Origin of the sequence: Methylocapsa sp. S129 (assembly GCF_009765995.1) — a bacterium.
Classification (GTDB): Bacteria; Pseudomonadota; Alphaproteobacteria; order Rhizobiales; family Beijerinckiaceae; genus Roseiarcus.
Genome location: NZ_LMUI01000060.1, coordinates 168,011 through 190,669, shown reverse-complemented (window position 1 = coordinate 190,669; position 22,659 = coordinate 168,011). Strand labels below are relative to the sequence as shown.

Below are 22,659 nucleotides of genomic sequence, written 5' to 3'. Positions count from 1 at the left end.
CTCGAACTTCGCCGACAAGGCGAAAACGGTTGAAGTCGATCCGCACCGAGCCGTTCCCAAAGCGTATGCCGGCGTCCCGATGCCGCGCTTTAAGAGGCGGGGGCAAGACGCTGCTTGACGATCAAAGCGAGCGGTACTGTGAAGAAGAAATGCGACATAAAGCCGCCAATGATCACGTTCGGATCATAATAATTGGGGTGGTTCGAGGAGACCGTCATGATCGCGAGATGCATCACGATCCAGGCGGCCATCGCATAAAACAAAGCGACCAGCGTCGCCTCGAACCCGCGGCGTCGGAAGAAGGGCCATAGGAAAGCGAACAACACGCCCCAGGCGCATGCGAAGACGACGTGTATCGCCGTGCCGAGGACATAGGCTGCCGGCCCCAGCGATTCTTGCACGTCCGCGCCGAACACCAAGCCTGTCGCGTTGCGTGGAATGCCGGCTAGCGGCATCAGGCGCTCCACGCCGACCCAGACAACAGCCTCGTAGATCCAGATCGTGACGGCGCCTGCCAACCCGCCCACCAGGCCGGCGCTTATTGTTTGCGCCAAGCCATGCGCATCGGCGGCGCTGGAGGCACCCGCCGTTCGGCCATCCTGCGCGACCTTGCTGTACTGGGTCTCCATGCTGGCTCTCTCCCTATCTGCTTGCTTGAAATTTTCTTCGCCGCCCACGGCGCGAAAATAAAACATCGCCGTGCGCGACATATCCTAAAGCAAATAAACAGAATCTGCGCGCATCCTCGCCGCTTGCTGGGCAGGACGCAACGTTCGCCGGCGCATCGGACGAATACGTTCTATTGTCGTCTTCTCCTCAACAAGCGCTCTGTCGAGGCGGCGCTACGCCAGCATCCAGACGCCAGCCTGTTTTATGAAAGCCCGATCGGAACCGCATCCACCCATCGCCTCCGCGCTTACAGGCGCATCGGTTCGGCTATTTGACGCTGCCGGCCGAGAAGCTTCCCTCCAATTGGCGTCTGATCAAGGCGATCGCAATGATCGGAACGGTGAAGTAGATGGTCGATCCCGCGAATATCTGGCCATAGAGCGGACCCTGCGGCGGCACGTAACGCATCAGCATGGGCAAAAACGTCAGGGCGTTTTGGTCGGTCAGCACGAGCGCAAACAGGAATTCATTCCAACAAAAGCAGAAGATCAAAACGGCCGTCGTGAGCACCGGCGGCGCGGCGATCGGTAGAATGATCCTCCACAGGATTGTCCAGGCGTTCGCGCCGTCCATGCGCGCCGCCTCGTCAATCTCGATGGGAATCGCGGCGAAAAAGCCGCGTATCATCCAGATCGCGAAGGGAACCGAGAAGGTCAGATAGGTCACCGAAAGACCGGCGACGCTATCCAGCGCTCCGGCGCTTTGGAACCACAAGTAAAACGGAATGACGAGAACGATGCTTGGAATCATGCGGATGGCGAGGATGCCCAGCGCAAGGCGATCGAAATTGATCCCGAACCGCGTCATTCCATAAGCCGCCATCGACCCGAGCGTTACGGAGATTATCGTGCTGGAGGCGGCGGCTGCGAAGGAATGCCAAAGCGACGTCCAGAACTGTGGCTGAGAGAGAACCTCCCGGTAATTGTCTATGCCAAGCCCGGTCGCCCCGTCGGCCTGAACCGAGAGAGAAACGAACAGCGCCCAAAGAGGCGGGATGATCGTCAGGACGCAGGCGAGAAGCGCCACGGCATAGAGCAGCCGTATCTTCACGCTTCCTTCTCCGTCAGGTTCAGACGGCGCAGCGTGCCGAGCAGGACAATGACCAGAACCAGGATCAACGCCAGGACGATGACGGCAAGCGCGGCGCCGCGTCCGATCTGGAAATCCTGAAAGCTTGTCCGATAGGCGAAGAAGTTCAGGATTTCAGTGCTCGTCCCCGGGCCGCCCTGGGTAATGACAAGAATCAAGTCGATGTTTTTGATCGAGTCGATCAGCCGCAGGAGAACGGCGACCAAGAGGATCGGCTGAAGGAGCGGCAGCTCGATCCACCAGAGAACCTGCGTCCAGCTCGCGCCATCGACGCGAGCGGCTTCGACCACGTCGCCCGGCAAGGTCAACATGCCGGCGAGAATCACCGCGAACATGAAAGGCGCCCACTGCCAGACGTCGGCGACGACCAAGCTGTAGAGAGCGAGTGCCGGGCTGTTAACCCAGGCCACTGGCGCCGCGCCGAACCAGCCGAGGACAACGTTGAATGCGCCAAATTGCGGACTGTACATGCTTCGAAAGTAGAAGGCCCAGATCAAGGGCGCGATCACGATTGGAACGCAGAGAATCACGCGAAGGCCGGCAAAGCCCCGCAGTCGTCGTGACAGTCCCTCACGAAAGATCAGGGCCAGGGCGAAGCCGAGCGCCAGCTCCAGGACAACCGAGAGCCCTGAATACAAGGCGGTCACGATCGCGACCCGCGCGGTCCCCGGATCTTGCGCGATGTCGATGTAATTTTGCAGTCCATACCACCGCTTGTGCCCGGAGATCAGGTTCCAACGGTAGAGACTGGTCGTGACTGCATCGACAAGCGGGTATCCGACGGCGCCCGCAAGACACAGAAGGCTGGGCGCCACGAAGGCGAGCGCGGCGCCCCGCGACCGTACCGCCATCAATAGTAGCCAGCGTCGCGCATGATGCCGTCGACAGACTTTTGCCCGCCCTCCAAAGCTTCTTTCGGCGAGATCTCGCCGACAAAAGCACGGCTGAGCCACGCGCCGACTTCGCCGTCGATCTGTCCCCATTCGGGGATCTGCGGCCTGACCTTGGCGACCTTAAGACTGTCGGCGACTGCCGGATACCATGGCTTGAAGGCGGCGTTCGCAGCCCAGGCCGAATTCCGGCAAGGTTGGCCGCCGTGCTGCACGATTTTGCCAGTCTGAACCTCTCGGCTGTTGAACCAGGCGACATATTGCGCGGCCGCCGGCGCATCATGAGCATATTTGGAAACGGTGAGGCCCAAACCGCCCATGACGGGCGCGCGTGTCGTCGTCCCTTTTGGCGACACGCCGCTTGCGAGCTGCGTTTTGGTGGCGGCATCGGCGGTTATAATGGCGTCTGGGATCCAGGCGACGGGATCGAGCGTGCCGAGGCCCGTCGCCATGGCTTTCGTCTCGTCGGCCTCCGTATAGGCCGGGCCTCCGGTCGGCATGGTTTTGACCAGCTCCAGCAGAAACGCCAGCGCGTCTATCCCTGTTTGATCGGCAAAAATCGGCTTCATCTTGTCGTCGAGTAGGACGCCGCCATTGGCCCAGAAGATCGGCAGCCATATTGAGAATGCCTTGGCGAGACGCTCCGTCCCTGCGACGAAGCCGAAGCGTTTCGCAGACGGGTCGACAACTTTTTGCGCGGCGGCCAGCAACTCGTCCCAAGTTTGCGGCGCAGACAGCCCGACGGCTTTGAGGTGCCCTTCGTTATAGATGAAACGTTGGCAATTGCCGATCGTGGCCAAGCCGTAGGTCTTGCCATCGAACGACCACATGCCTTTGAACGTGGCGGGGATGTCGCTGAAATAGTCCGCGAGTTGATCGTTCGGGATCAGGGTTTCGAGAGGTTGCAAATGGCCAGCCTGTGCAAACCCTTTAATATAGATCGAGTCGACCTGGACGACATCATAAGCTGAGCTTTTGGCAGCAAAGGCCGCCGCCTGCTTCTGAATCGCCTCATTGTAACCCATCGTGATGGCGTTGACCTTGATCCCCGTGGCTTTCGTGAATTCCGGAGCAAGATCGACGAATGGCTGGCCGAAGATTCCTTCGCCGAGAGTCAGCACATTGATGGTCGCCGATTGCGCCAATGCCGGGCATGGGAAAGAGGTCCCGAGGGCCGCCGCTCCCGATGCCCCGGCCGCGCCTTTGAGCAGAGCGCGTCGGCTAATCGCTTGCCTGCGTGACGGTGTGCGTTGTTCCATAAATACCTCCCCTTCTTTTCGTATTGACGGCGTTTTGTCGGTCATGTCGCTTGCTGCCCCCCCCATTACGGCGGGCGTTTCGGCGAAAGCATTTGCAGCGTCGCGCGCGTCATGGCTTGCGCACCGCTCTCTGATCGAACATCCGGACGAATTCGTCGGGAACCGTGTCGGGTCGGACCAGGCCGGAACCAGCGGCGATCCTCCACCAGGCGACGTCCGCCTCGTGAACCATCTGGCATTCGAGGCTCCGCCGCACATTGTCGCCTTCGGGCGAATGGCAAGCCGCGATATGGGCGACCGCCTCGGGCAGCCCCGCCAACAGGCAGATGTGGGCGCCATAAACCGGGTGACGCAGAGAAGGCCGACCGACGCGGCTGCCGTCGGCCCTCCAGCGCCGCAAATTCTCGGGATCGCACTCGAAGGTCTTCCCGACGTCGTGGCATAAGCCGCCCGCAATGACGATGTCGCGGTCGATGTCGGCCTCAGGAAAGGCGTCGGCGAAATATTCGACATAGCTCAGGGCAAGACGAGTCACCCCGCGCAGGTGCATGTCCTGACCGCCTCGATTCAGCACCAGCACGCCGGGAATGGCTTCGCCCGGAATATCCTTGATCCGGCGGAAGCTCGACTGTGCAAGAGCGATGGCCCAGGCGTCGATGGCCTGTTCGCGCAAATCTTGATCGGCGATGAGCCGCAACTCCGGCAGGTCTTCGATGACGCCAGCTCGAAGCTCAAGCGAAAAGTCGGCGCGATATCCAGCCATCATGGTCGGCTCAGCTCCTATGCGAGGCGGCGAATCTGAGCTGAGGATTGCAAGCGCGCCCCGGCCTAGATTGCTGTCGACTGAGCAGGAAATAGAGCACCCGAGCCTCTTCCTATCGACGTTCCACCCATCTTTGTTGCGAGGAAAGTAGCCAAGCTCAAGAGAGTATGCAAGCGCTTTCACATAATCTCGCCATTCAAGACCATAACTTAGAAAGTCGCCACATTATTGTGGCGATCACGGATAAATAATATGAGTATGCGCATACATTGCTGGTAACCGCTGGGGAAGCAGGATAAAAGAACGGTTTGCATCGTGCTTATCGGGTACAGTGGGAGTTGAAACAGGGCACGGATATGCACGCAGACAAGCATCCACCTCGGGCCGCCCGCGCCCAAAACGTCGCGGAAGCAGCCGGGGTGTCGACGGCTACCGTGTCCCGTACGTTCAACACGCCGACAAAAGTTGCGCCAGCGGTTCGAGAGCGCGTTCTCGCAGCCGCGGCGTCGCTCGGTTGGCTACCGCATGCCGCCGGTTCCGCCCTGGCTAAGCGTCGTACGTTAATCGCCGGCGTCGTTATGCCGACACTAGGGCAAGAGGTTTTCGCAACCCAGGTGGGAGCTATGCAGGCCTCGTTCGCCGAGCAGAACATCACGCTGCTAATCGGTTGCTCCAACTATGACCCAAAGCAGGCGGCGGCGCAGGTGTACGCTATGCTCGCGCGCGGCGTCGAAGCGCTGGCGATCCTTGGAGATGTGCCGGAGCCGCGGTTGTTCGAAGTTATCCAGGCCCGGCGCGTGCCATATATCATCACATATGGATCCGCGCCGGGCACATCGCATCCCTGCATCGGATTCGACAATCGCGCGGCGTTCCACGCCATCACCCGGCATCTGCTTGCACTGGGACACTCGGTCATTGGAATGATCCTGCAGCCGACGCTCAATAATGAGCGCGTTGTCGCCCGCCTCGCCGGCGTACGTGACGCTCTCGCGGAGCAGGGGCTAGGATTGCGCCCACAGCATCTCTGCGAAGGTGAATACGGGATAGCCGCAGGCCGCAAAGGGTTACGGTGCATTTTTGGCAACGCCGGTCCGCGTCCAACAGCGATCATCTGCGGCAACGACTTGCTGGCGATCGGCGCGCTGCTAGAGGCCCGAGCCATGGGCATCGAGGCTCCCCGCGATCTATCGATAACGGGTTTCGACGATATCAGCATGGCAGGAGAATTCGATCCCGCCCTGACCACGATGAGGGTCGATAATGCTGAGATTGGCCGGCTGGCGGCAAACCACCTTCTCGCGCGCTTGAGCGGCGGCGGCGCCCTTTCGAATGTCATCATCTCGCCAACGCTGATTGAGCGTCGAACGACCGCCCCGCCGCTCGCGTAGCCGTCGTCCGACACGGCGTCTTGGAGCGAGGCGCCCATTCTCGAAGCGCCTGAGAACTCGCTCCAGACTCGGACCTGCGCCGACCATCGTCACGCCTGCGTCGAGGCGGCGACGCTCTGCAAATGCATCCCCGGGGCAAGCGATTTGCACTGGACGTCAGGCGACCTTGAAAATACGGAAGCCCTCAATTTCGTTGATCTGCTGGTAGCGTGTCCAGCGGTCGAAGTCGTGCAAGATGACGAGGCGGTTGAGGTCGCCGCCGATCTCCTTGTTGATGCGATCGAGGGATTTCAACTGATCCCAGGCGCTGCCGATGCCGGAGCCGAGTGGGATGTAGACACCATCGTGATTGTGCCCAGTCAGATTCTGCGCCCCGTAAACACAGTCGCCCGCCACGACGATGCGGCCCCGCGCAGTCTCCAGGACCACGAACTGCTGGCCAAATGTGTGCCCCTCGCCCGAGCGCACGTGGACGCCGGGCACGACGTCGTCCGCATCGCCCTCGATCAACGACAATCGGTGCTCCTTTGCGGCATCGAGGGCGCTGTAGATGTCGTCCGGATCGAGCACGAGCGTGAGAAAGCCGAACCTTGGAGGCAGCGCCATCAGCTCCACCCAGCTCAGCAACTCCCGCTTCTGGAGGTGCAGCATGGCGTTGGGGAACTTCTCGATCGACCCCATGTGGTCGAAGTGGGCATGAGACAACACGACGTCGGTGATGTCGCCCGCTTGGACGCCCATCGCCTCCACCATGCGGACTGGCGAGATCCATTTCGGGATCCCGAACTTCTCTGCGACCGCGACGCCGTTGCCCTCTTTCATGAAGCCGCAGTCGACCAGGATGTTGCGACTTCCGCTCCGCGCCAGGACGAAGGCGAAAGGCAGGTCGATGGCGCCTGCGTCATAGGCGCCCTGGATCAGTGTCGCGACCGGCTGGTCCTTGCTGCGCGCATATTCGAGCACGAAGATTTCCCAGATCTTTCCATCCATCGCTGCAGTCTCCGCCATGCCGTCCTCCACTCGCTATTTCGTGCGACGCGACTCGGCCCGCGCGCAGATGACCGCTACGACGAGGACCGTTCCATTGAAGATGGGCTGCACCCAGAACGGCGCGCCGAGCAGATTGAGGCCGTTGAAACCGACCGCCATTAGCAGGATCGCGATCACGGCCCCAGGAATGTTGTAGTAGCCGGGTCGATAGGTTGTGACGCCCAGAAAGGCGGCTGCATACGCAGGCAGCAGCAGTTCGGGGCCGAAGCCGGCATTGGCGGCGCCGTTCTGCCCGAGGGCGAAGATCGCCCCGATGCCGATCAGGAGGCCGGCGAGCGCGAAAGCCGCGATCTTCAGGAGCCCGGTGCGGATGCCGGCCAGGAAGGCCACCCGCTCCGAGCCGCCCACCGCATAGAGCTTCCGCCCGAAGGGGGTCTGCTCGAGCACGTACAGCAGAATGACGGCAATGATCGCGGTAAGCCAGACCGTGACGCCCAGGCCCAGGAAATGACCCTGGCCGACCGACAGGATCATCTGCGGGATGCCGTCAAACAGCACCTGGCCGCCGCTCAGCCCCATGGTGACGCCGCTGAGCAGGATGCCGATGCCCAGCGTCGCGATGAAGGAGCTGATCTGGAAGTAGACGGTGAGAAAGCCGTTCAGCAGACCGACCAGCACACCGCCCAGCAGCATCACGGGGATGACGGTGGGCGCCTCATAGCCCTGCCCGCTCAGGAAGGCGCCGAGCATCGTGAGGAAGCCGATCATGTTGCCCAGCGACAGGTCGAACTCGCCGACGACCAGCGGCAGGATGGCCGCAAAGGCCGAGCAACTGACCACCGCCTGGACGACAAGCAGGTTCTGCCAGTTGGCTGCGGTCAGGAACTGAGGGCTGGTCGCCGAGAAAACGATCGCGAACAACACCAACAGGAGGACGGTCGCATAGCGCGTGAAGACGATCGTCGCGGCCTTCCGCAGCACCGACGACGGGCCGGCGACCACGTCCGATTTATCGTTGGGCGCGATGCCGGCGCGGGCGGTTTCCCTGGAGCTCATGCGTAAGACCACTGGCTGATGATTTCTTGGTCGAGGTCGCCGCCCGTCAGCTCCGCCGCCACGACCCCATCGCGCAGAACGAGGACGCGAGAGCACATGGCGGCCAGTTGTTCGGGCTCGGTCGAAAAGAACAGGATCGAGACGCCCTGGCGGGCCGCATCAGCGAGGGCCTCGAACATCTTCGCCCGGGCGTTCGGATCCACCCCGGAGGTCGGATCCTCGAGAACCAGAACGGAAGGCCGCAGCAGCAGCCATTTCCCGAGCAGGATCTTCTGCTGATTGCCGCCGCTCAGCCGGCCGAACAGCGCCTCGGGATGCGGAGGCCGCACGTCAAAGCAAGCGATGATCTCCTCCATCACCCGCCACTCTCGGGACCGCGCATGCCAGAAGTCGCCGAGCTCGGGGAGAAGCACGTTCTCGGTCAGATCGAGCGTGCCGATGCCGCCCGAACGGAGCCGATCCACGGGGAGCAGCATGAGGCCGGCTCGAATGGCCGCGCGGGGCGTCATGCTGCGCGGCAGGTCGTGGTCGCCGACCACGAGCGTGCCTCCCTGCCGTTGCACTATGCCGCCGAGCATCTGTGGCAGCTCGTTGATGCCGCTTTCGATCAGCCCAACGACCCCAACGATCTCGCCGCGACGAACATCAAAGGAGACGTCCCGCATGAACCGGCCCGCGAGATGCCGCGCCTGGAGCACCGGTCCTTGCTCCTCCTTGCCGGCGCCGAACCGCGACACGGTCGCCCAGAGCCGCGAAACGATGTCGCTCGTGGCGGCGTCCCCGGGCATGGTCGGGGCGTCGTGCGGACCAACCATTATCGAGACAAGCGTCTTGTGATCGACTGCGTCGGCCGGGGCGCTGTGCACCACCCGGCCATTGCGCAACACCATCACCTTGTCGGCGCGCCCCTGCAACTCCGCCAAGCGGTGCGTCACCATCAGAACCGCCGTGCCAGCGCGTGCGACGGCGACGACGCGATCGAGAAAGGTCGCGGCCTGCTTTTCGGGCAGCGAGGCGGTCAACTCGTCAAGGATCAGCAGTTCGAGGCCGATCTTCACCTGGTCGAGCGCGATCACCATCGCGACAAGCGCCCGTTCGGCCGGGCTGAGTGTTCCGGCGAGGCGATCGGGATCGACATCGACGTCGAAGGCTCGGAGCAGCGCGGTCGTTTCGTCCCGCAGCCGGTCCCACCGTACTCGTCCGCTCGCCGTGGGATAGCCGCGGAACAGCGCCATGCCTTCCGCGACCGTCATGCTGTCGATGAGGGGCGCCTCCTGGTGCACCACCGCTATTCCAAGCTCATTCGCGTGACTGGGCGAGGCAATGCGGCTCACGCGCGCCGCGCCGACCGTGATCTCGCCGCGATCGGGCTGGTAGACCCCGGTCAGCACCTTGGCCAGGGTCGACTTTCCGCTGCCGTTCGCCCCCAGCAGCGCGTGGATCTCACCATTGCGGAGGTCGATAGCGACATCGTCGAGAGCTTTCAAGCCCGCGAACACCTTCCGTACGCCCGTCGCAGTCACCGCCATTGGAGTCTACTTCCAGAGCGCGAGGAACTTATCCTGGTACCCCGTCTTGGCCTGCCAATCTGCGCCCGGCGCCGGAAGGTTCGTCTTGTCGAGGATGACGAAGGGCAGGTTCTCGCCATGCGGCTCGATCAGCGGCTGCTTGTTCAACAGCCGGATGGTCTGGTCCACCATGGCCCATCCCATATATTCGTTGTCATAGGCCATATCGGCGACCTGCAGGCGGCCGGCGCGGATGAAGTTCAGGTTTTGCTGATTGCCGAGCGCACCGACAATCTTCACCCTGTTGGCCATGCCGGCCTGCATCAGAGCCGCGACCTGCGCGGCGACCGGCGGGTCGAAGGCGCCGTAGATGTAATCGACGTCCGGATGGCTGCGGACGTAATCGACCGTCATCTGGCCGAGCTGGCTCGCGATCTGCGTCGCGGTGAAGTAGATCTGCTTGGAGACCGTGCAGGTCTTGCAGTCGGCGAGCCCCTGAAGGATGCCGGCCTCCTGCGCCATGATCGAGGGGAATTCCCTGTCGGAAAACAGGGCGATGTTCGCCTTGCCATTCGAGTCCGCGATCATCCACTGGGCGGCGTGCACGCCCAGCGTGCCGTAATCGGGCGATACGTCGAACGCGAAGCCCAACCCCCCGTTCGCCGGGGCCTTGACCGGATTGGGCGTGTCGATGCCGTTTGAGCCAGCGACCACGGGGATGCCGGCCTTCTTGGCTTCGCTCAGCGCCAATTGGATGAGGTTGGGGTCGATGGCGATTGTCGCGATCACGTTGGCGCCGGATGAGATCGCATCCAGGATCGCAGCGTTCTGCTTGTTTGGCGTTCCGCCGCCGTCGTAAACCTTGACGGTCCAGCCGAGCTTTTCACCGGCATGCTGAATTCCATCGGCCGGGGACACGCAGCCGTGGAGCACCGACAGGCAGGTCACCACGGCGATCTTGATGTCCTTGGGCGCCTTGGCGGGAATCGTGGGGCCGGCATAGTCGGGCGGCGTCATGCTGCGCGCAGCCTGGAGCACGCCGTCGTCAGCCGCCGCGGCGGTGGAAACGCTCGCGATCGGCGCCGCGCCGATCGATCCAGCGACGATCGCCGTACCGGCGATCGTCCTCAGCCGCGCGGCTGTATCGAAAAGAAATTCTCTCACCTTGGTTCTCCCTGATTGATTGTTTATTGGAAACATCATCGGCGGTTCTTGACGTACGACGCAGGCTACCGCGCGTTAGAAGTAAACGGGACTTGCATCCATCTCGCCAAGACGGACGAAATGCGCGCCGCGAAAAGAGAAGGGACAGCCGCAAGCGACCTTCGAACCGAAATTCCGAAAGGCCGCCGCAAAACAAGCCGCCGGGCGACTGCCGAAGGGTCGGTCGACTCTAAAAACGAAGCAGTCGAGTCTTTGAGGGCGGGCGCCGTTTCGCCACCCGCTTGCAAGCCGGCGGCGCTGGACCGTGCGACAGTAAAATCGCGCATGATCTGGATCATAAGCACGCCGACGGTGGCGCCGGCGTCCTGATGCCCGACGGATTTCTCCTGGAAGGCCGCGGCCTTGCCGTGCTGGGCCACCATAGTCTTGGTATTCTCGAGCGCCTCCTCCGCGACGCTCGCGGCGGCCGAAAGCGCGGCCGCCAAGGCGTCGCCGGTCTCCACCGCGCCCTTAAGGGTCGTGGCGACAGGGTCGATCACATCCAGAATCGTCTTGTCCCCCAACTTCGCCTTTCCCCGTTCTGCAACCCCGTTACCGTATGCCCGCCAGAACGCAGCGACTTCCCTCACACCCATGGCGCTGGCGCTCTCCAACGCCTTGCCGCCGCGCATGAAACCGGTCGCCGTGAGCGTGCCCATGGTGGAAGGCGCCGCTTTGGCCATGGCCAAGCCAGCCGTGATGAGAATCTTGCCGATCGGCGCGCCTGACGGCGCGGCGGCGACCGCCTCGGCGGCGGCGGCGAACGCCTTCGCCATGGTGATGCCAAGGTCACTGTCCCCCACCCTACCGTCGAGCGAGATCAAGAACTCCCGTTGCGCGGCGAACGTCGCGCGCCAAGCGGCGAACAGCGCGACGAGATCGGTTGAAGAAATCGCGTCCATGCCGGCGTTCCTCAGGCTTTGCTGTGGCTGAAGAAGGGGGTGTTGGCCGGGGCGGCGATCAGGCGGTCGAGCTCCTCGTCGAGGTGAAGGATCGAGATGGAGGCGCCCGCCATTTCCATCGACGTCGCATATTCGCCGATCCAGACATGCTTTGCCGCGGCGCCGCGCTCCGTCAACAACTGCGAGACGCGCCGGAACAGGATGTAAAGTTCCTCCTTGGCGGTGCCGCCAAGCCCGTTAATCAGCACGGCGACTTCGTCGCCCCGCCCAAGCGTCTGCTCGGCGAAGACGCGGCCCATCATCTCGTCGACGACCTTGTCGGCCTTGGCCAGCGTCCTGCGGCTGATCCCGGGCTCGCCATGGATGCCCATGCCAATTTCCATCTCGTCTTCGCCGATCGAAAAGGTGGCATGGCCGATCTCTGGCACGACGCAGGAGCTGAGCGCTACGCCCATAGTGCGGGTTCTCGCGCGCGCCTTGTCGGCCACGCGCGTCACCTCGTCGAGCGAGAGGCCCTCCGCCGCCGCGGCGCCCGCGGCCTTGAAAACGAAGAAGATGCCGGCGACGCCGCGCCGCTTGTGCTCTTCGCCCACCACCGAGGACGCGACATCGTCGTTGCCGACGACCTGCTTGACCGCGATGCCGTCGAGTTCGGACATTTCGGCCGCCATGCCGAAGTTGATGAGATCGCCGCTGTAGTTGCCGTAGATGTAGAGCACGCCCGCGCCCTGATCGATCGCCTTAGTGACTTCGGTCATCTGCTCGGCGCTGGGAGACTGGAAGACCCCTCCCACAGCCGCGCCGTCGAGCATTCCCTCGCCCACGTAGCCGAGGAACAGGGGAAGATGTCCTGAGCCGCCGCCGGTGGCGATCCCCACCTTGCCGCTCTTCCGCCGGGCGACGACCATGCAGCGCTTGTCGTCGTTCACGGAGGTCAGTTGCGGATGCGCGAGATAGATGCCTTCCAGCATCTCGTCGACGAAGTCGACCGCTTCGTTCAGAAACTTCTTCATGAGCGTTTCCCGACTTTTCCCTTCGCTACGGGAGCTCGCGCATGACGGACAGTCGGCCGTCATGCGGATGATCCCCGCTCCGCAACATGTTTGCGGTTTTTAAGTTTAGTAAAACTTGCGTTTCTTTAGTGAAAAAAATAACACGACCCTGCGCCTCGCGCAAGCGGGCAAAATCGCGGTTGCGTTTCGCCTACAAAGTCGTTCTGTATCTGGCGACGCGCTTGCGCTGCTCGACTCCGCCCTGCGAAGCCATCTCCCTGATGACAGATAGAAAAAAGCCGACGCTACGCGACATCGCCGACGCTGCAGGCGTGTCGCCCGCCACTGTGTCCCTGGTGCTGAACGGCAAGGGAGAAATCTCGGGCACGACTCGCGCCCGCGTTCTCGAGACGACGGCCCGCCTCGAATACCGTCCGCGGAGCAGCAAAGGCGGGGCCGAGCCGAGCGACTCGCTCCGATTCCTGAAGATCTCCAAGCACGCCCATACCGTCAACCGCGACCACAGCCATTTCATCTCGGACTACATTGACGGCATGTCGGTCGAGGCGGGGCGGCGTGGCTATGCGCTGGAAGTGGTGAGCCACGAGGAACAGTCGATCGACGCCATTGTCGCCTCCCTGGCTGGCGCGTCCGCGCGCGGAATCATCGCGCTCGGCACGGAGCTTTCGGAAGCGGATGTCAAAGCCATTCAGAGTGCCGGGCTGCCGACCGTATTCATCGACACCTTCTTTGACGTGCTCGACGCCACCTTCGTCAACATGAACAATGAGGACGCGGTGTTCCAGGTGCTGTCCCACTTCAAGGGCCGGCAGTTTTCCCGCATTGGCTTCGTCGCCAGCCACGTCGACACGACCAACTTCCGCTTACGTCGAGAGGCCTTCTTCAAGAACATGCATCGCCTCCAACTGGACGTGCGAGAGGCGGATGTCGTCTCGTTCGAGTCCACTTTGGACGGCGCCTATGCCGATGCGATGGCATGGCTCAAAGGGCGGCCGAACCTGGCCGAATGCTATTTCTGCACAAACGATGTGATCGCCTATGGCTTCATCAAGGCGCTCCGGGAGCACAACATCCGCATCCCCAAGGACGTTTCGATCATCGGATTTGATAACCTGCCACTGAGCGCGACGCTCGACCCGCCGTTGACCACGATCGACGTGTCCAAGCGCAAGATCGGCTATCTCGCCGTCGCTATGCTGGATGACCTTATCAACGCCTCTGAGGCCCAACCAGCCGTCAAGATACTGGTCGGCGCGCGACTCATCGTGAGAGCCAGCGACGGAGCCCGGACGCCGTCGAAACGCATTAAACCACGGGGCGCCGGCCGCAACGTCCCGGCAGTCTGACGACTTGCAGCCTTCCAGGCCCGATCGTTAGTTTTTCTCCTGAGATGGAGCGTTTGGCCGTCCGCGGGGTGTGGCGCAAATAGCTCGCTCGACGCATTGGTAGAGGAACGCCGCATCGGCTGGGAATCTGCTCAGCCGGCGCGAACATTGCCTGATACGGCCTCAAAGTCGAAGAGCTGCTGGGTCGCCAGGGCTGCCGCGCCCCGCGCCCACGAATTATCGGTCCAATCCGGCTGTATCGGCGGCGGCGCCCATAGAACGAAGCGCTTGAGCGCCGCGCGCATCGGGTCGAACAACAGGTCGCCGAAGACGACCGCCTCGCCGCCGACGACGATGACTTCCGGATCGACGATATTGCAGAAGTCTCCGAGCAGCCGACCTATCCCCTCACCCGCTTCGGCGAGCAGACCGATCGCGTCGGCATCGCCGGCCTGCGCCGCCGCGAGCATATCGTGACGCGTCATTTCGGGCCCGAGCGAGCGGCGCTCACGCCAGCGCTGCACCAACGCCGGCTCCGAGAACAAGGTCTGCAAACATCCTCGCCGACCGCATTCGCACATCGGCCCCTCTGGATCGACTGTGATGTGCCCGAGCTTGCCCGCCGCTCCATTGGCGCCGTGGTGAACGCTGCCTTCCACAATGACCGCGCAGCTGACGCCCGCGCCGATCGCCAGCGCCCCGACGGTCTTTCGATTGCGCGCCGGCCCGAACAGTTGCTGCGATAACGCAAAGGCGTTGGTGTCGTCGTCGACCCACACGGGAACGCGCACCTCGTCGGCCAGAATCGCCCCGATCGGCACATCCGTCCAATCAAACCGATGGCATCGGCGGCATACCCCGCTAGCGGTGTCGACAATGCCCGGCACGGCAAGGCCGATGCCGGTAATGCCGGCATTGGGGGCTACGACTTTGGCGAGAAGGCGCCGCGACGCTTCGGCGGCAACCTTCCCTACCGTCTCAGGTCGGTGATCGGGTAGCGGCAGTTGCAGCGAGGCGATCGGCGTGGTCGCCAGGTCGGTCAAAACGCAGGCGATCGCGCCTACTCGCAGCTGTACGCCGACCACCAGCCGGCCCGCATAATTGATGTCGAGCGGAATCGGACGCCGCCCGCTATTGCCCACCCGCGTTTCTCCTTCGATGAGGAAATTCTCGCTAAGCAGGTCCGCGATGACAAACGTCACGGCCGCCCGACTGAGACCGGTAGCGATGGCGATGTCCGCCCGACTCCTGGGGCCGTCGGCCCGCAGGAGATTGAGTATCAATCGCCGATTCATCGCTCGCGAGGTGCTCGGGTCGCCCTTCAGTCGCACACATTGTCTCCATTGTTAATTTTGTAAATTAATTATTGATCCACGCTTCGAGAATGTCTACACTACCCCGCGATCAACGGTCAGGATTGATCGCATTATCTCTGGGAGGAGACATTATGGAGCACACCCCGCTCGGGTCGACGGCGAATCGCCGCGCCTTTCTGAAAGCGGTCGGCGGCAGCGCCACGCTCGCGGCCATGGGCGGTTTCCCCATGCCCGCCATTGCGCAAACCAAGCAGATTACCATCATCAACGACCAGAGCAACGCCAACGCCAACGCGGTCTTCGCCAAGATCGCCACCGCCTTCGAGGCGCAGTCGGGCGTCAAAGTCGTGATCAATAATATGGATCACGAGGCCAATAAGACAGCCATCCGGAACTATCTGGTGGCCGGCGCGCCCGACATCTGCTTCTGGTTTTCAGGCAACCGCATGAAGGCGTTCGTCAAGCGCAACCTTTTCGACGACATCTCCGACCTTATCGCACGCGAAGACCTCAAAGGACCGCTCGGCGGCACGATCGGTTCCGTCACCGTCGACGGCAAGCAGTACGGCCTGCCCATGGGAGGCACGCTCTGGGGCAATTTCTACCTCAAGGACGTGTTCGAGGCCAACAAGCTCACCGTGCCGACGACCTGGGAAGAGACGCTCGATTACGGCGAAAAAGCCAAGACCGCGGGCCTCGTGCCCCTCGCCATGGGCACCAAGGAACTCTGGCCAGCGGCCGGGTTCTTCGACGAGATGAACCTGCGCATCAACGGCCTCAAGACCCACATGGCCTTGATGGACGGTCAGCTCAGCTATCTCGATCCCTTGCTGGCGCCCGTCTTCGACCATTGGGACCAGTTGATCAAGGCGGGCTTTTTCCTCCCGAACGGGTCGTCCTATGGCTGGCAGGAAGCGGGCGCTTTGCTCGGACAGAAGAAGGCCGGGATGATGAACCTGGGGAACTTCATCAAATACGCCATTCCCGCCGACGCTCAACCCAATCTGACCTTCGCACCGTTCCCCAAGATCGCCGATATAGGCCGCTTCGAGGACTTTTCAGTGGATTCGGTGCACATTCCGGCCAATGCCAAGAACAAGGAATTGGCGCGCGACTTCCTGGCCTTTTTCTACAGGCCCGAAAACCTGTCGACCTATCTTGAGCCGACCGGCAATATCTCGCCGCGCACCGATGCGCCGGCAAGCGCCGATCCCCTCATCAACCAGGCCTTGCAAAGCCTCAAGACGGTCGAGGGCACGTCGCAGTACTACGATCGCGACACCGACCCCGATATGGCGCAGGTCGGTCTCAACGCGTTCCAGGAATATATGACCCATCCCGAGCGCCGTGCCGACATCCTGAAGCGCCTGGACGAAACGCGGAAGCGCATCTTCAAGATCTGACCTCCCATCCCGGCAACGGACGAAGGGTGGGCCCGTTCCGCCCTTCGCGTTCGCACGCGAAGACATAGAGATGACCAGCATTTGGCGCCGACAAAGCGGATGGGCTACGCCTACCCTGTTCATTCTTCCCGCCATCATTCTGTTCGGCGTCGTCATCGTGCTGTCGTCGCTGCAAAGCTTGTGGATCAGCCTGCACGACTGGGACGGCATGGGCGCGATGACCTGGGTCGGCCTCGACAACTACCGGGAGCTGTTCGGCGATCCGCAATTCTTCGTGTCGCTCAAGAACAACCTCATCTGGCTCATCATCTTCATGGCGGCGCCGCCCGCCGGTCTTGGCATCGCGCTTCTCGTCAACCAGCAGATCGCCGGCATGCGCATTCTGAAGTCGCTGTTCTTCGTGCCGCTGGTCCTGGCCTCGGTCGCCGTCGGGGTGGTGTTCACCTGGGTCTACACCCCTGGCTTTGGTCTCCTCGCGCTGATTTTCTCCGCCTTCGGCGCTACCGCGCCGGCGCTGCTTTCCGACGAACACTTTGTGACCTTCGCCGTCGTATTCGCCGCGCTCTGGCCCCAGATCGCCTTCTGCATGGTGCTTTACCTGGCCGGCCTCAACAGCCTCAGCAGCGACTTGATCGGGGCCGGGCGGGTCGACGGGGCCAAGGGCTGGAACATGTTGCGCCACGTGGTGCTGCCGCAACTGACGCAGGTCACCTTCATCGCCATTGCCATTACCGCGATCGGCGCATTGCGCTCCTTCGACATGGTCTCGGTGATGACCCAGGGCGGCCCTTTCGGCTCATCTTCGGTGCTGGCCTACCAAATGTACGAGCAGTCGATCTTCTCGTACCGGTTCGGCTATGGCGCGGCGATCGCGACCGTGCTGCTGGCCATCATGGCCGTGTTCATCGCCTGGTATCTGAGCCGCATCATTCGCGCCGAGGCGAGATCCTGATGTATCCGCGCCCGATTCCGCCGACCGCCAGAACCGAGCGCCGGCTCTACCTCGTCCTCGTCATCGCCATTCTCGTAGTTTGGCTGGCGCCGCTCTTCGCCATCATCCTCACTTCATTTCGTTCATCGGCGGATGTCGCGAACGGCAATCTCTGGGGCTGGCCGACCCAGTTCAACCTCATCGATAACTATACTGGCGTCTTCTCCCGGACGCCGATGGCGCAGTATTTTCTCAATAGCCTCCTCATCACTGTCCCGTCGGTGATTGGCGTCCTCGTTCTTTCGACGCTTTCGGGCTTCGTGCTGGCAAAGTACAGGTTTCGCGGCAACATGGCGCTGTTCGCCGTGTTCGTCGGCGGCAATTTCATGCCGGCCCAGATCATGATGATCCCCGTCCGGGACTTAATGGTGCGCCTCGGGCTCTACGACACGACCTTTGCGCTGATCATCTTTCACGTCGCCTTCCAGACCGGCTTTGCGACGCTGTTCATGCGTAATTTCGTCGCGGCCCTCCCCGACGAGTTGTTCGAAGCGGCGCGAGCCGAGGGCGCCTCCCCCGCCCAGATCCTCCGGCACGTGGTGTTTCCCCTGGTTCGCCCAGCCTTCGCGGCGCTCGCCATTTTGACCTTCACCTTCATTTGGAACGATTATTTCTGGGCGGTGGTTTTGACCATCAGCGACACTGTGAAACCGGTGACGGCGGGCCTTGCGAACCTGCGCGGACAATACGTGTCCGAATGGAACATCATCTCGGCGGCCACCATGATCGTCGCCGTTCCGCCGGTTGTCATGTTCTTCCTCATGCAGCGCCACTTCATCGCAGGCCTCACCATGGGCGCCGTCAAGGGATGAACATGCCTCCACCGCCCGTGCCCGCAAGCCTCAGGAATTCATCGCCGTGAGCAGCCTCGAACTTCGGCAGATCGAAAAGCGCTACGGCGGTTATCGCGCGCTGCGCGGCATCAATCTGAGGGTCGAGCCCGGCGAGTTCATCGTCATGGTTGGGCCGTCGGGATGCGGCAAGTCAACCCTGTTGAAATCGATCGCCGGGCTCGTGCAAGTCGATTCCGGAGAGATGCTGATCAACGGCCGAGACGTCACCAAAGCCGAGCCGGGCGACCGCGGCATCGCGATGGTGTTTCAGTCCTACGCGCTGTACCCGCATATGACGGTTGCCGAAAACATGGGCTTTGGCCTCCGCATGGCCAAGCGCCCTCGCACCGAGATTGACGCCGCCGTCGGGCGGGCCGCGCAGATCTTGCGGCTCACCGATCAGCTGGATAAGCTCCCCAAGCAACTCTCGGGCGGCCAGCGCCAGCGCGTCGCCATCGGCCGCGCCATCACGCGCTCGCCCGAAGTGTTCCTGTTCGACGAACCGCTCTCCAATCTCGACGCCGCGCTCAGAACTCAGATGCGAGTCGAGCTATCGACGCTCCACGCAGCACTCGGCGCCACCATGGTCTACGTCACGCACGATCAGGTCGAGGCCATGACCATGGCGAGCCGCATTGTCGTGCTCAATGCCGGCAGCGTCGAACAGGTAGGCGCCCCGCGCGATCTCTACAGCAATCCGGTGAATCGCTTTGTCGCCGGATTTCTCGGGGCGCCGCGCATGAACTTCTTTGAAGCAAAAATTGTCGAAGCCCGACTGGGCCAGGTGAGCGTCGAAACGGCCGGGCTCGGCCGCTTTGCAATGCCTGTCGTCGCCAACACGCCGTTAGCGATTGGGGATACCGCGACCATCGGCATTCGCCCCGAAGCCTTGAAACTTGTGGGAAATCGCGACGGCGCGCATTTCAGCGGCGCCGCCCAACTTGTCGAATATCTGGGGCGAGAAACCATCGTTTACGCCGATGCCGCCCCTCTTCGCTGCATCGGGTCAGATACCGGCACCGGCAACGTGACCATTCACCTCCCCGGGATCGCCCAGCTAGAGACCGGAGCGTCGCTACAAATCGCCTTTGATCCGGCCAACGCCTACCTTTTCGGCGGGGCGGAGCAGCGAACGCTCAGCGCCCCCAAGACCATCTGACGACCCAAATCCCGGAGTTTTTGACGTGAAGACCAGAACGAGTCCCGCTGCGATTTCGGTGTGGCGGCCGATTGATACCGATACCTTCCTATTGGGAGCGCCGCACTATCCCGAACATGTCGACGAAAGCTATTGGGCGCGCGACGCCGAGCGGATGGCGGCGGCGGGTTTCAACACGGTGCGAATGGGCGAGTTCGCCTGGCACATCTTCGAGCCGCGCCAGGGTCAGTTCGACTTCGAACTCTTTGATCGCGCCATCGCCGTTCTTGGGCGGCGCGGCGTCAAGACGATTATGTGCACGCCGACCGCCACCCCACCGCGCTGGCTGACGGCGCATTATCCAGAAGTGCTGCGGGTCGACGGCAATGGCCGGCAGGCTAGTCACGGCTCTCGCCAGCATGCCGATACCTCGAGCCCAGTATTCCGCGCCCACAGCCGCCGCATAACCGGGGCGATGGCGAAGCACTACCGGCACAATCCTAATGTGGTTGGCTGGCAGACGGACAACGAGCTCAACACCACCGCGTCGGAATCCTATTCGCCGGCTACGCGTCGCGAATTCCAGATCTACCTGCAGGACCGCTACAACACGATTGATGCGCTCAATTTCGCATGGGGCGGTGATTTCTGGGCCACCCGCTATGACAACTTCGATCAAATCGTGCTGCCGTTCGACCACGCGCCAGGGTTCCTGAGCCCAGGGCACGTTCAGGACTATCACCGGTTCCTCGCGGTCGCCACCGCGTGCTTCCAGCACGACCAGGTCGAAATACTACGCGCCAGCAATCCCGCGTGGTTCATCTTTCACAATCTGGGACGCCTCCATGATATCGACTTCCGTGGACAGTTTTCCACCGATCTCGACTTCGCCGGCTACGACATCTACCCCATGCTTTACGACGAGATGCAGCGGGTCGGCGGCCACGCCGAAATCCAGGCTCTGCATCTCGACATCTGTCGTGGTTTTTCCGGCAATTTCATTGTGCCCGAACAACAGTCGGGATTCGGCGCTCAGCCGACCTTTTCCACCATGACGCCCGAGCCCGGGGAGATGCGCCGCATGGCGTACACATCGGTCGCGCGCGGCGCCGATGGCGTGCTGTTCTTCCGCTGGCGACCGGCCCATTTCGGCGCCGAAATATATTGGATGGGGATCGTCGATCACGACGACATTCCGCGCCGGCGCTATGACGAGGCCAAGCAATTTTCTGGTGAAATCAATGCCATCAAGGACAAAATCCTTGGCACCCACGTACGCATGGACGTGGGCATTGCGGGATCGGACTTCGACAATCAGGAGGCCCATCGCACCTATCCGATCGGGCTGCCGAGCCCACACGATGATGCGATAATCCTCCATCGGCATTGTTACCGGGCCGGCATTGCTTGCGGCTACATCCACCCCGAAGACGACCTATCGCCGTTGAAGGTGCTCTACGTTCCTCACTGGCTGATGTGGAAGGACGATTGGACGGCGCGCATCGAGAAATTCGCGAGCAACGGGGGCACCGTTATCCTCAGCGCCCGCACTGGCTCACGTGACGAGAATAATCACATCATCCGCGATCCGGCCCCCGGTCCTTCACTTTCCGCGCTCGCCGGCATCACCGTTGAGGAGTTTGGCCGCCTCGCGCCCATCGATGGTGATGGACTGTTCGCGCTCGCGGGCCGCTATGGCGGCGGCGCTGCCCGGAAGATGTTCGCCGCCGAATCGGCTCGGCGGCGCTATTTGCTGAAGATCGGCAATCACGAGATAGCCGCCGCCCATATGTATGAATTGCTCGATCTCGCCGCCGGGACCGAGATACTTGGCGCCTGGTCTAACCGCTTCGCCGCCGGTCGGGCCGCGGTTACCTCCCGGCGCGTTGGCAAGGGCAGCATCGTTTATGTCGGCACCTATCTGACCGAAAATCTCGTCGGCGTCCTCATTGCCGACCTCATCGCGCAAGCCGGCGTCGAACCATTGTTGCCGAACCTGCCCGAGGGTGTCGAGGTGACCCTACGCCAAAGCGGCGACACTCGATTGCTCTTCATCCTCAACACTAAGGACGAGCCTGTCCGCCTCGAGCGCGTCCCCGCCGGCGCGTTGCTTGTCGCCGACGCTCCGGTCGACGACGGCGCTCTGGTCCTGCCGGCGTATGGATGTGTTATCGTCGAGCTCCACTCAGTATAGGAGCTCCCCCGGCCACGCCTGTCGTCTCAATCGTGAAGGTTTCACGTCTGCTTTCGTATCTCCATGCGCGCGCGGCGGCGGCCCGCACCCGCCGGATGGGATTGCTGGCCGGGATTGGCGTAGCGACTGTCATGCGAAAAGAACCCCGACTCGCGGGCTGGCTGAAAGGTATCAGCGTAATGGGCGGTACGAGCGGGATCGGCAACACCACGGTCGCGGCTGAATTCGACATATGGTGCGATCCGGAGGCGGCCAACATCGTTTTCTGAAGCGGCGCGCCGCTGTGGATGGTCGGCCTGAACGTGACCCGTCAAGTCGGTATCACTGAAGACGACATCGCGCGGCTGATGATCGGGGGGGCGAGTTGCGAGGGCTTTCGGAGACCTCTTCGCCTTCTTCCGCGAGCGGCTCCGAAAGGTTCACCGCCTGTCAACGGCCTCACTGCACGATCCTTGCGCGCTTGTGCCGCTTATCGCGGCGGAATTGATGACCTGCCGGCAATGCCCGGTCGAGATTCAACTCGGTCGCGGCCCTACCCGCGGGATGACGGTCTGCGATATGCGTCAGCTCACAGAGGAGAAGCTCGAGAACATTCGCGGAATGGATGTCGCAAACTGCAATGTTGCTCTTGATGTCCAAGCTCGAGCGCTGATCGACCATATCATCGAGACAATTCTTGCGTGGCCGGATATTCATTGTCGATAGCTCGGTCCTCTGTCCACATCT

20 protein-coding genes and 2 pseudogenes are annotated in these 22,659 nt (G+C 62.2%); 10 read left to right on the top strand and 12 right to left on the bottom strand.

The window, feature by feature from the left end:
- Positions 1 to 89: 89 nt before the first annotated feature.
- From GSQ90_RS31300 to GSQ90_RS31280, 5 genes are all read right to left on the bottom strand, one after another.
- On the bottom strand, positions 90 to 629 hold the full coding sequence (locus GSQ90_RS31300) for a hypothetical protein (RefSeq protein ID WP_158818903.1): 540 nt from the start codon (positions 627 to 629) through the stop codon (positions 90 to 92).
- A gap of 307 nt (positions 630 to 936) precedes the next feature.
- Positions 937 to 1,719: a carbohydrate ABC transporter permease gene (locus GSQ90_RS31295; RefSeq protein ID WP_158818902.1), complete on the bottom strand. Its 783-nt coding sequence runs from the start codon at positions 1,717 to 1,719 to the stop codon at positions 937 to 939.
- On the bottom strand, positions 1,716 to 2,609 hold the full coding sequence (locus tag GSQ90_RS31290; RefSeq protein ID WP_158818901.1) for a carbohydrate ABC transporter permease: 894 nt from the start codon (positions 2,607 to 2,609) through the stop codon (positions 1,716 to 1,718). The genes GSQ90_RS31295 and GSQ90_RS31290 overlap by 4 nt, the downstream gene beginning before the upstream one ends.
- Entirely contained in the window at positions 2,609 to 3,907 is a 1,299-nt protein-coding gene (locus GSQ90_RS31285) for an extracellular solute-binding protein (protein ID WP_158818900.1), read from the bottom strand. Before GSQ90_RS31285 ends, GSQ90_RS31290 begins: the two co-directional genes overlap by 1 nt.
- Before the next feature lie 109 nt (positions 3,908 to 4,016).
- Positions 4,017 to 4,673, bottom strand: coding sequence for an HD domain-containing protein (locus tag GSQ90_RS31280; protein ID WP_246731859.1), 657 nt, complete (start codon positions 4,671 to 4,673; stop codon positions 4,017 to 4,019).
- A gap of 353 nt (positions 4,674 to 5,026) precedes the next feature.
- On the opposite strand from GSQ90_RS31280, the pseudogene GSQ90_RS33040 reads away from it, so the two are divergent.
- A pseudogene (locus tag GSQ90_RS33040) lies at positions 5,027 to 5,134 on the top strand (LacI family DNA-binding transcriptional regulator); the annotation flags it as partial.
- 159 nt (positions 5,135 to 5,293) lie between these two features.
- A complete protein-coding gene (locus GSQ90_RS31275) occupies positions 5,294 to 6,061 on the top strand; it encodes a substrate-binding domain-containing protein (RefSeq protein WP_246731872.1) in 768 nt (255 codons plus the stop codon).
- A gap of 156 nt (positions 6,062 to 6,217) precedes the next feature.
- Here the strand turns inward: GSQ90_RS31275 and GSQ90_RS31270 are convergent, their stop codons facing one another.
- From GSQ90_RS31270 to GSQ90_RS31245, 6 genes are all read right to left on the bottom strand, one after another.
- Positions 6,218 to 7,069 carry an N-acyl homoserine lactonase family protein gene (locus GSQ90_RS31270; protein WP_246731858.1) on the bottom strand — a complete coding sequence of 284 codons (852 nt, stop codon included), beginning with the start codon at positions 7,067 to 7,069 and terminating at the stop codon, positions 6,218 to 6,220.
- Between the two features lie 15 nt (positions 7,070 to 7,084).
- Positions 7,085 to 8,107 carry an ABC transporter permease gene (locus tag GSQ90_RS31265; protein WP_158818899.1) on the bottom strand — a complete coding sequence of 341 codons (1,023 nt, stop codon included), beginning with the start codon at positions 8,105 to 8,107 and terminating at the stop codon, positions 7,085 to 7,087.
- Positions 8,104 to 9,636 (bottom strand): sugar ABC transporter ATP-binding protein, encoded by a 1,533-nt coding sequence (locus GSQ90_RS31260; protein ID WP_158818898.1) that lies wholly within the window; start codon positions 9,634 to 9,636, stop codon positions 8,104 to 8,106. The genes GSQ90_RS31265 and GSQ90_RS31260 overlap by 4 nt, the downstream gene beginning before the upstream one ends.
- A 6-nt stretch (positions 9,637 to 9,642) precedes the next feature.
- A complete protein-coding gene (locus tag GSQ90_RS31255; RefSeq protein ID WP_158818897.1) occupies positions 9,643 to 10,779 on the bottom strand; it encodes a sugar ABC transporter substrate-binding protein in 1,137 nt (378 codons plus the stop codon).
- Positions 10,780 to 10,844: 65 nt separating this feature from the next.
- Complete coding sequence (locus tag GSQ90_RS31250) at positions 10,845 to 11,720, bottom strand: dihydroxyacetone kinase subunit L (RefSeq protein ID WP_158818896.1); 876 nt, start codon at positions 11,718 to 11,720, stop codon at positions 10,845 to 10,847.
- A gap of 11 nt (positions 11,721 to 11,731) precedes the next feature.
- Positions 11,732 to 12,733 (bottom strand): dihydroxyacetone kinase subunit DhaK, encoded by a 1,002-nt coding sequence (locus GSQ90_RS31245; RefSeq protein WP_158818895.1) that lies wholly within the window; start codon positions 12,731 to 12,733, stop codon positions 11,732 to 11,734.
- A 179-nt stretch (positions 12,734 to 12,912) separates the two neighbouring features.
- Here GSQ90_RS31245 and GSQ90_RS31240 point away from each other — a divergent pair, with 179 nt between their 5' ends.
- Positions 12,913 to 14,079: a LacI family DNA-binding transcriptional regulator gene (locus tag GSQ90_RS31240; RefSeq protein WP_246731857.1), complete on the top strand. Its 1,167-nt coding sequence runs from the start codon at positions 12,913 to 12,915 to the stop codon at positions 14,077 to 14,079.
- Positions 14,080 to 14,210: 131 nt separating this feature from the next.
- Here the strand turns inward: GSQ90_RS31240 and GSQ90_RS31235 are convergent, their stop codons facing one another.
- Entirely contained in the window at positions 14,211 to 15,389 is a 1,179-nt protein-coding gene (locus tag GSQ90_RS31235; RefSeq protein WP_174247555.1) for an ROK family transcriptional regulator, read from the bottom strand.
- A gap of 116 nt (positions 15,390 to 15,505) precedes the next feature.
- Between GSQ90_RS31235 and GSQ90_RS31230 the strand changes: the two genes are divergently transcribed.
- From GSQ90_RS31230 to GSQ90_RS33035, 7 genes and pseudogenes are all read left to right on the top strand, one after another.
- Positions 15,506 to 16,777, top strand: a complete 1,272-nt coding sequence (locus GSQ90_RS31230) for an ABC transporter substrate-binding protein (protein WP_158818894.1) — start codon at positions 15,506 to 15,508, stop codon at positions 16,775 to 16,777.
- A gap of 70 nt (positions 16,778 to 16,847) precedes the next feature.
- Positions 16,848 to 17,729 (top strand): carbohydrate ABC transporter permease, encoded by an 882-nt coding sequence (locus GSQ90_RS31225; RefSeq protein ID WP_158818893.1) that lies wholly within the window; start codon positions 16,848 to 16,850, stop codon positions 17,727 to 17,729.
- Positions 17,729 to 18,580, top strand: a complete 852-nt coding sequence (locus GSQ90_RS31220) for a carbohydrate ABC transporter permease (RefSeq protein ID WP_158818892.1) — start codon at positions 17,729 to 17,731, stop codon at positions 18,578 to 18,580. Before GSQ90_RS31225 ends, GSQ90_RS31220 begins: the two co-directional genes overlap by 1 nt.
- A 46-nt stretch (positions 18,581 to 18,626) precedes the next feature.
- Positions 18,627 to 19,760 carry an ABC transporter ATP-binding protein gene (locus tag GSQ90_RS31215; RefSeq protein ID WP_158818891.1) on the top strand — a complete coding sequence of 378 codons (1,134 nt, stop codon included), beginning with the start codon at positions 18,627 to 18,629 and terminating at the stop codon, positions 19,758 to 19,760.
- Between the two features lie 25 nt (positions 19,761 to 19,785).
- Positions 19,786 to 21,933: a beta-galactosidase gene (locus GSQ90_RS31210; RefSeq protein ID WP_158818890.1), complete on the top strand. Its 2,148-nt coding sequence runs from the start codon at positions 19,786 to 19,788 to the stop codon at positions 21,931 to 21,933.
- A gap of 131 nt (positions 21,934 to 22,064) precedes the next feature.
- Complete coding sequence (locus tag GSQ90_RS32755) at positions 22,065 to 22,202, top strand: nucleoside hydrolase (RefSeq protein WP_210255027.1); 138 nt, start codon at positions 22,065 to 22,067, stop codon at positions 22,200 to 22,202.
- Between the two features lie 103 nt (positions 22,203 to 22,305).
- Positions 22,306 to 22,638, top strand: a pseudogene (locus tag GSQ90_RS33035) (nucleoside hydrolase); the annotation flags it as partial.
- Between the last annotated feature and the right edge of the window lie 21 nt (positions 22,639 to 22,659).

Coding starts and splice junctions, on each gene's coding strand:
- GSQ90_RS31300 (WP_158818903.1), bottom strand. CDS start 629: ATGGAGACCCAGTACAGCAAGGTCGCGCAGGATGGCCGAACGGCGGGT.
- GSQ90_RS31290 (WP_158818901.1), bottom strand. CDS start 2,609: ATGGCGGTACGGTCGCGGGGCGCCGCGCTCGCCTTCGTGGCGCCCAGC.
- GSQ90_RS31285 (WP_158818900.1), bottom strand. CDS start 3,907: ATGGAACAACGCACACCGTCACGCAGGCAAGCGATTAGCCGACGCGCT.
- GSQ90_RS31280 (WP_246731859.1), bottom strand. CDS start 4,673: ATGATGGCTGGATATCGCGCCGACTTTTCGCTTGAGCTTCGAGCTGGC.
- GSQ90_RS31275 (WP_246731872.1), top strand. CDS start 5,294: ATGCAGGCCTCGTTCGCCGAGCAGAACATCACGCTGCTAATCGGTTGC.
- GSQ90_RS31270 (WP_246731858.1), bottom strand. CDS start 7,069: ATGGCGGAGACTGCAGCGATGGATGGAAAGATCTGGGAAATCTTCGTG.
- GSQ90_RS31265 (WP_158818899.1), bottom strand. CDS start 8,107: ATGAGCTCCAGGGAAACCGCCCGCGCCGGCATCGCGCCCAACGATAAA.
- GSQ90_RS31260 (WP_158818898.1), bottom strand. CDS start 9,636: ATGGCGGTGACTGCGACGGGCGTACGGAAGGTGTTCGCGGGCTTGAAA.
- GSQ90_RS31250 (WP_158818896.1), bottom strand. CDS start 11,720: ATGGACGCGATTTCTTCAACCGATCTCGTCGCGCTGTTCGCCGCTTGG.
- GSQ90_RS31245 (WP_158818895.1), bottom strand. CDS start 12,733: ATGAAGAAGTTTCTGAACGAAGCGGTCGACTTCGTCGACGAGATGCTG.
- GSQ90_RS31230 (WP_158818894.1), top strand. CDS start 15,506: ATGGAGCACACCCCGCTCGGGTCGACGGCGAATCGCCGCGCCTTTCTG.
- GSQ90_RS31225 (WP_158818893.1), top strand. CDS start 16,848: ATGACCAGCATTTGGCGCCGACAAAGCGGATGGGCTACGCCTACCCTG.
- GSQ90_RS31220 (WP_158818892.1), top strand. CDS start 17,729: ATGTATCCGCGCCCGATTCCGCCGACCGCCAGAACCGAGCGCCGGCTC.
- GSQ90_RS32755 (WP_210255027.1), top strand. CDS start 22,065: ATGCGAAAAGAACCCCGACTCGCGGGCTGGCTGAAAGGTATCAGCGTA.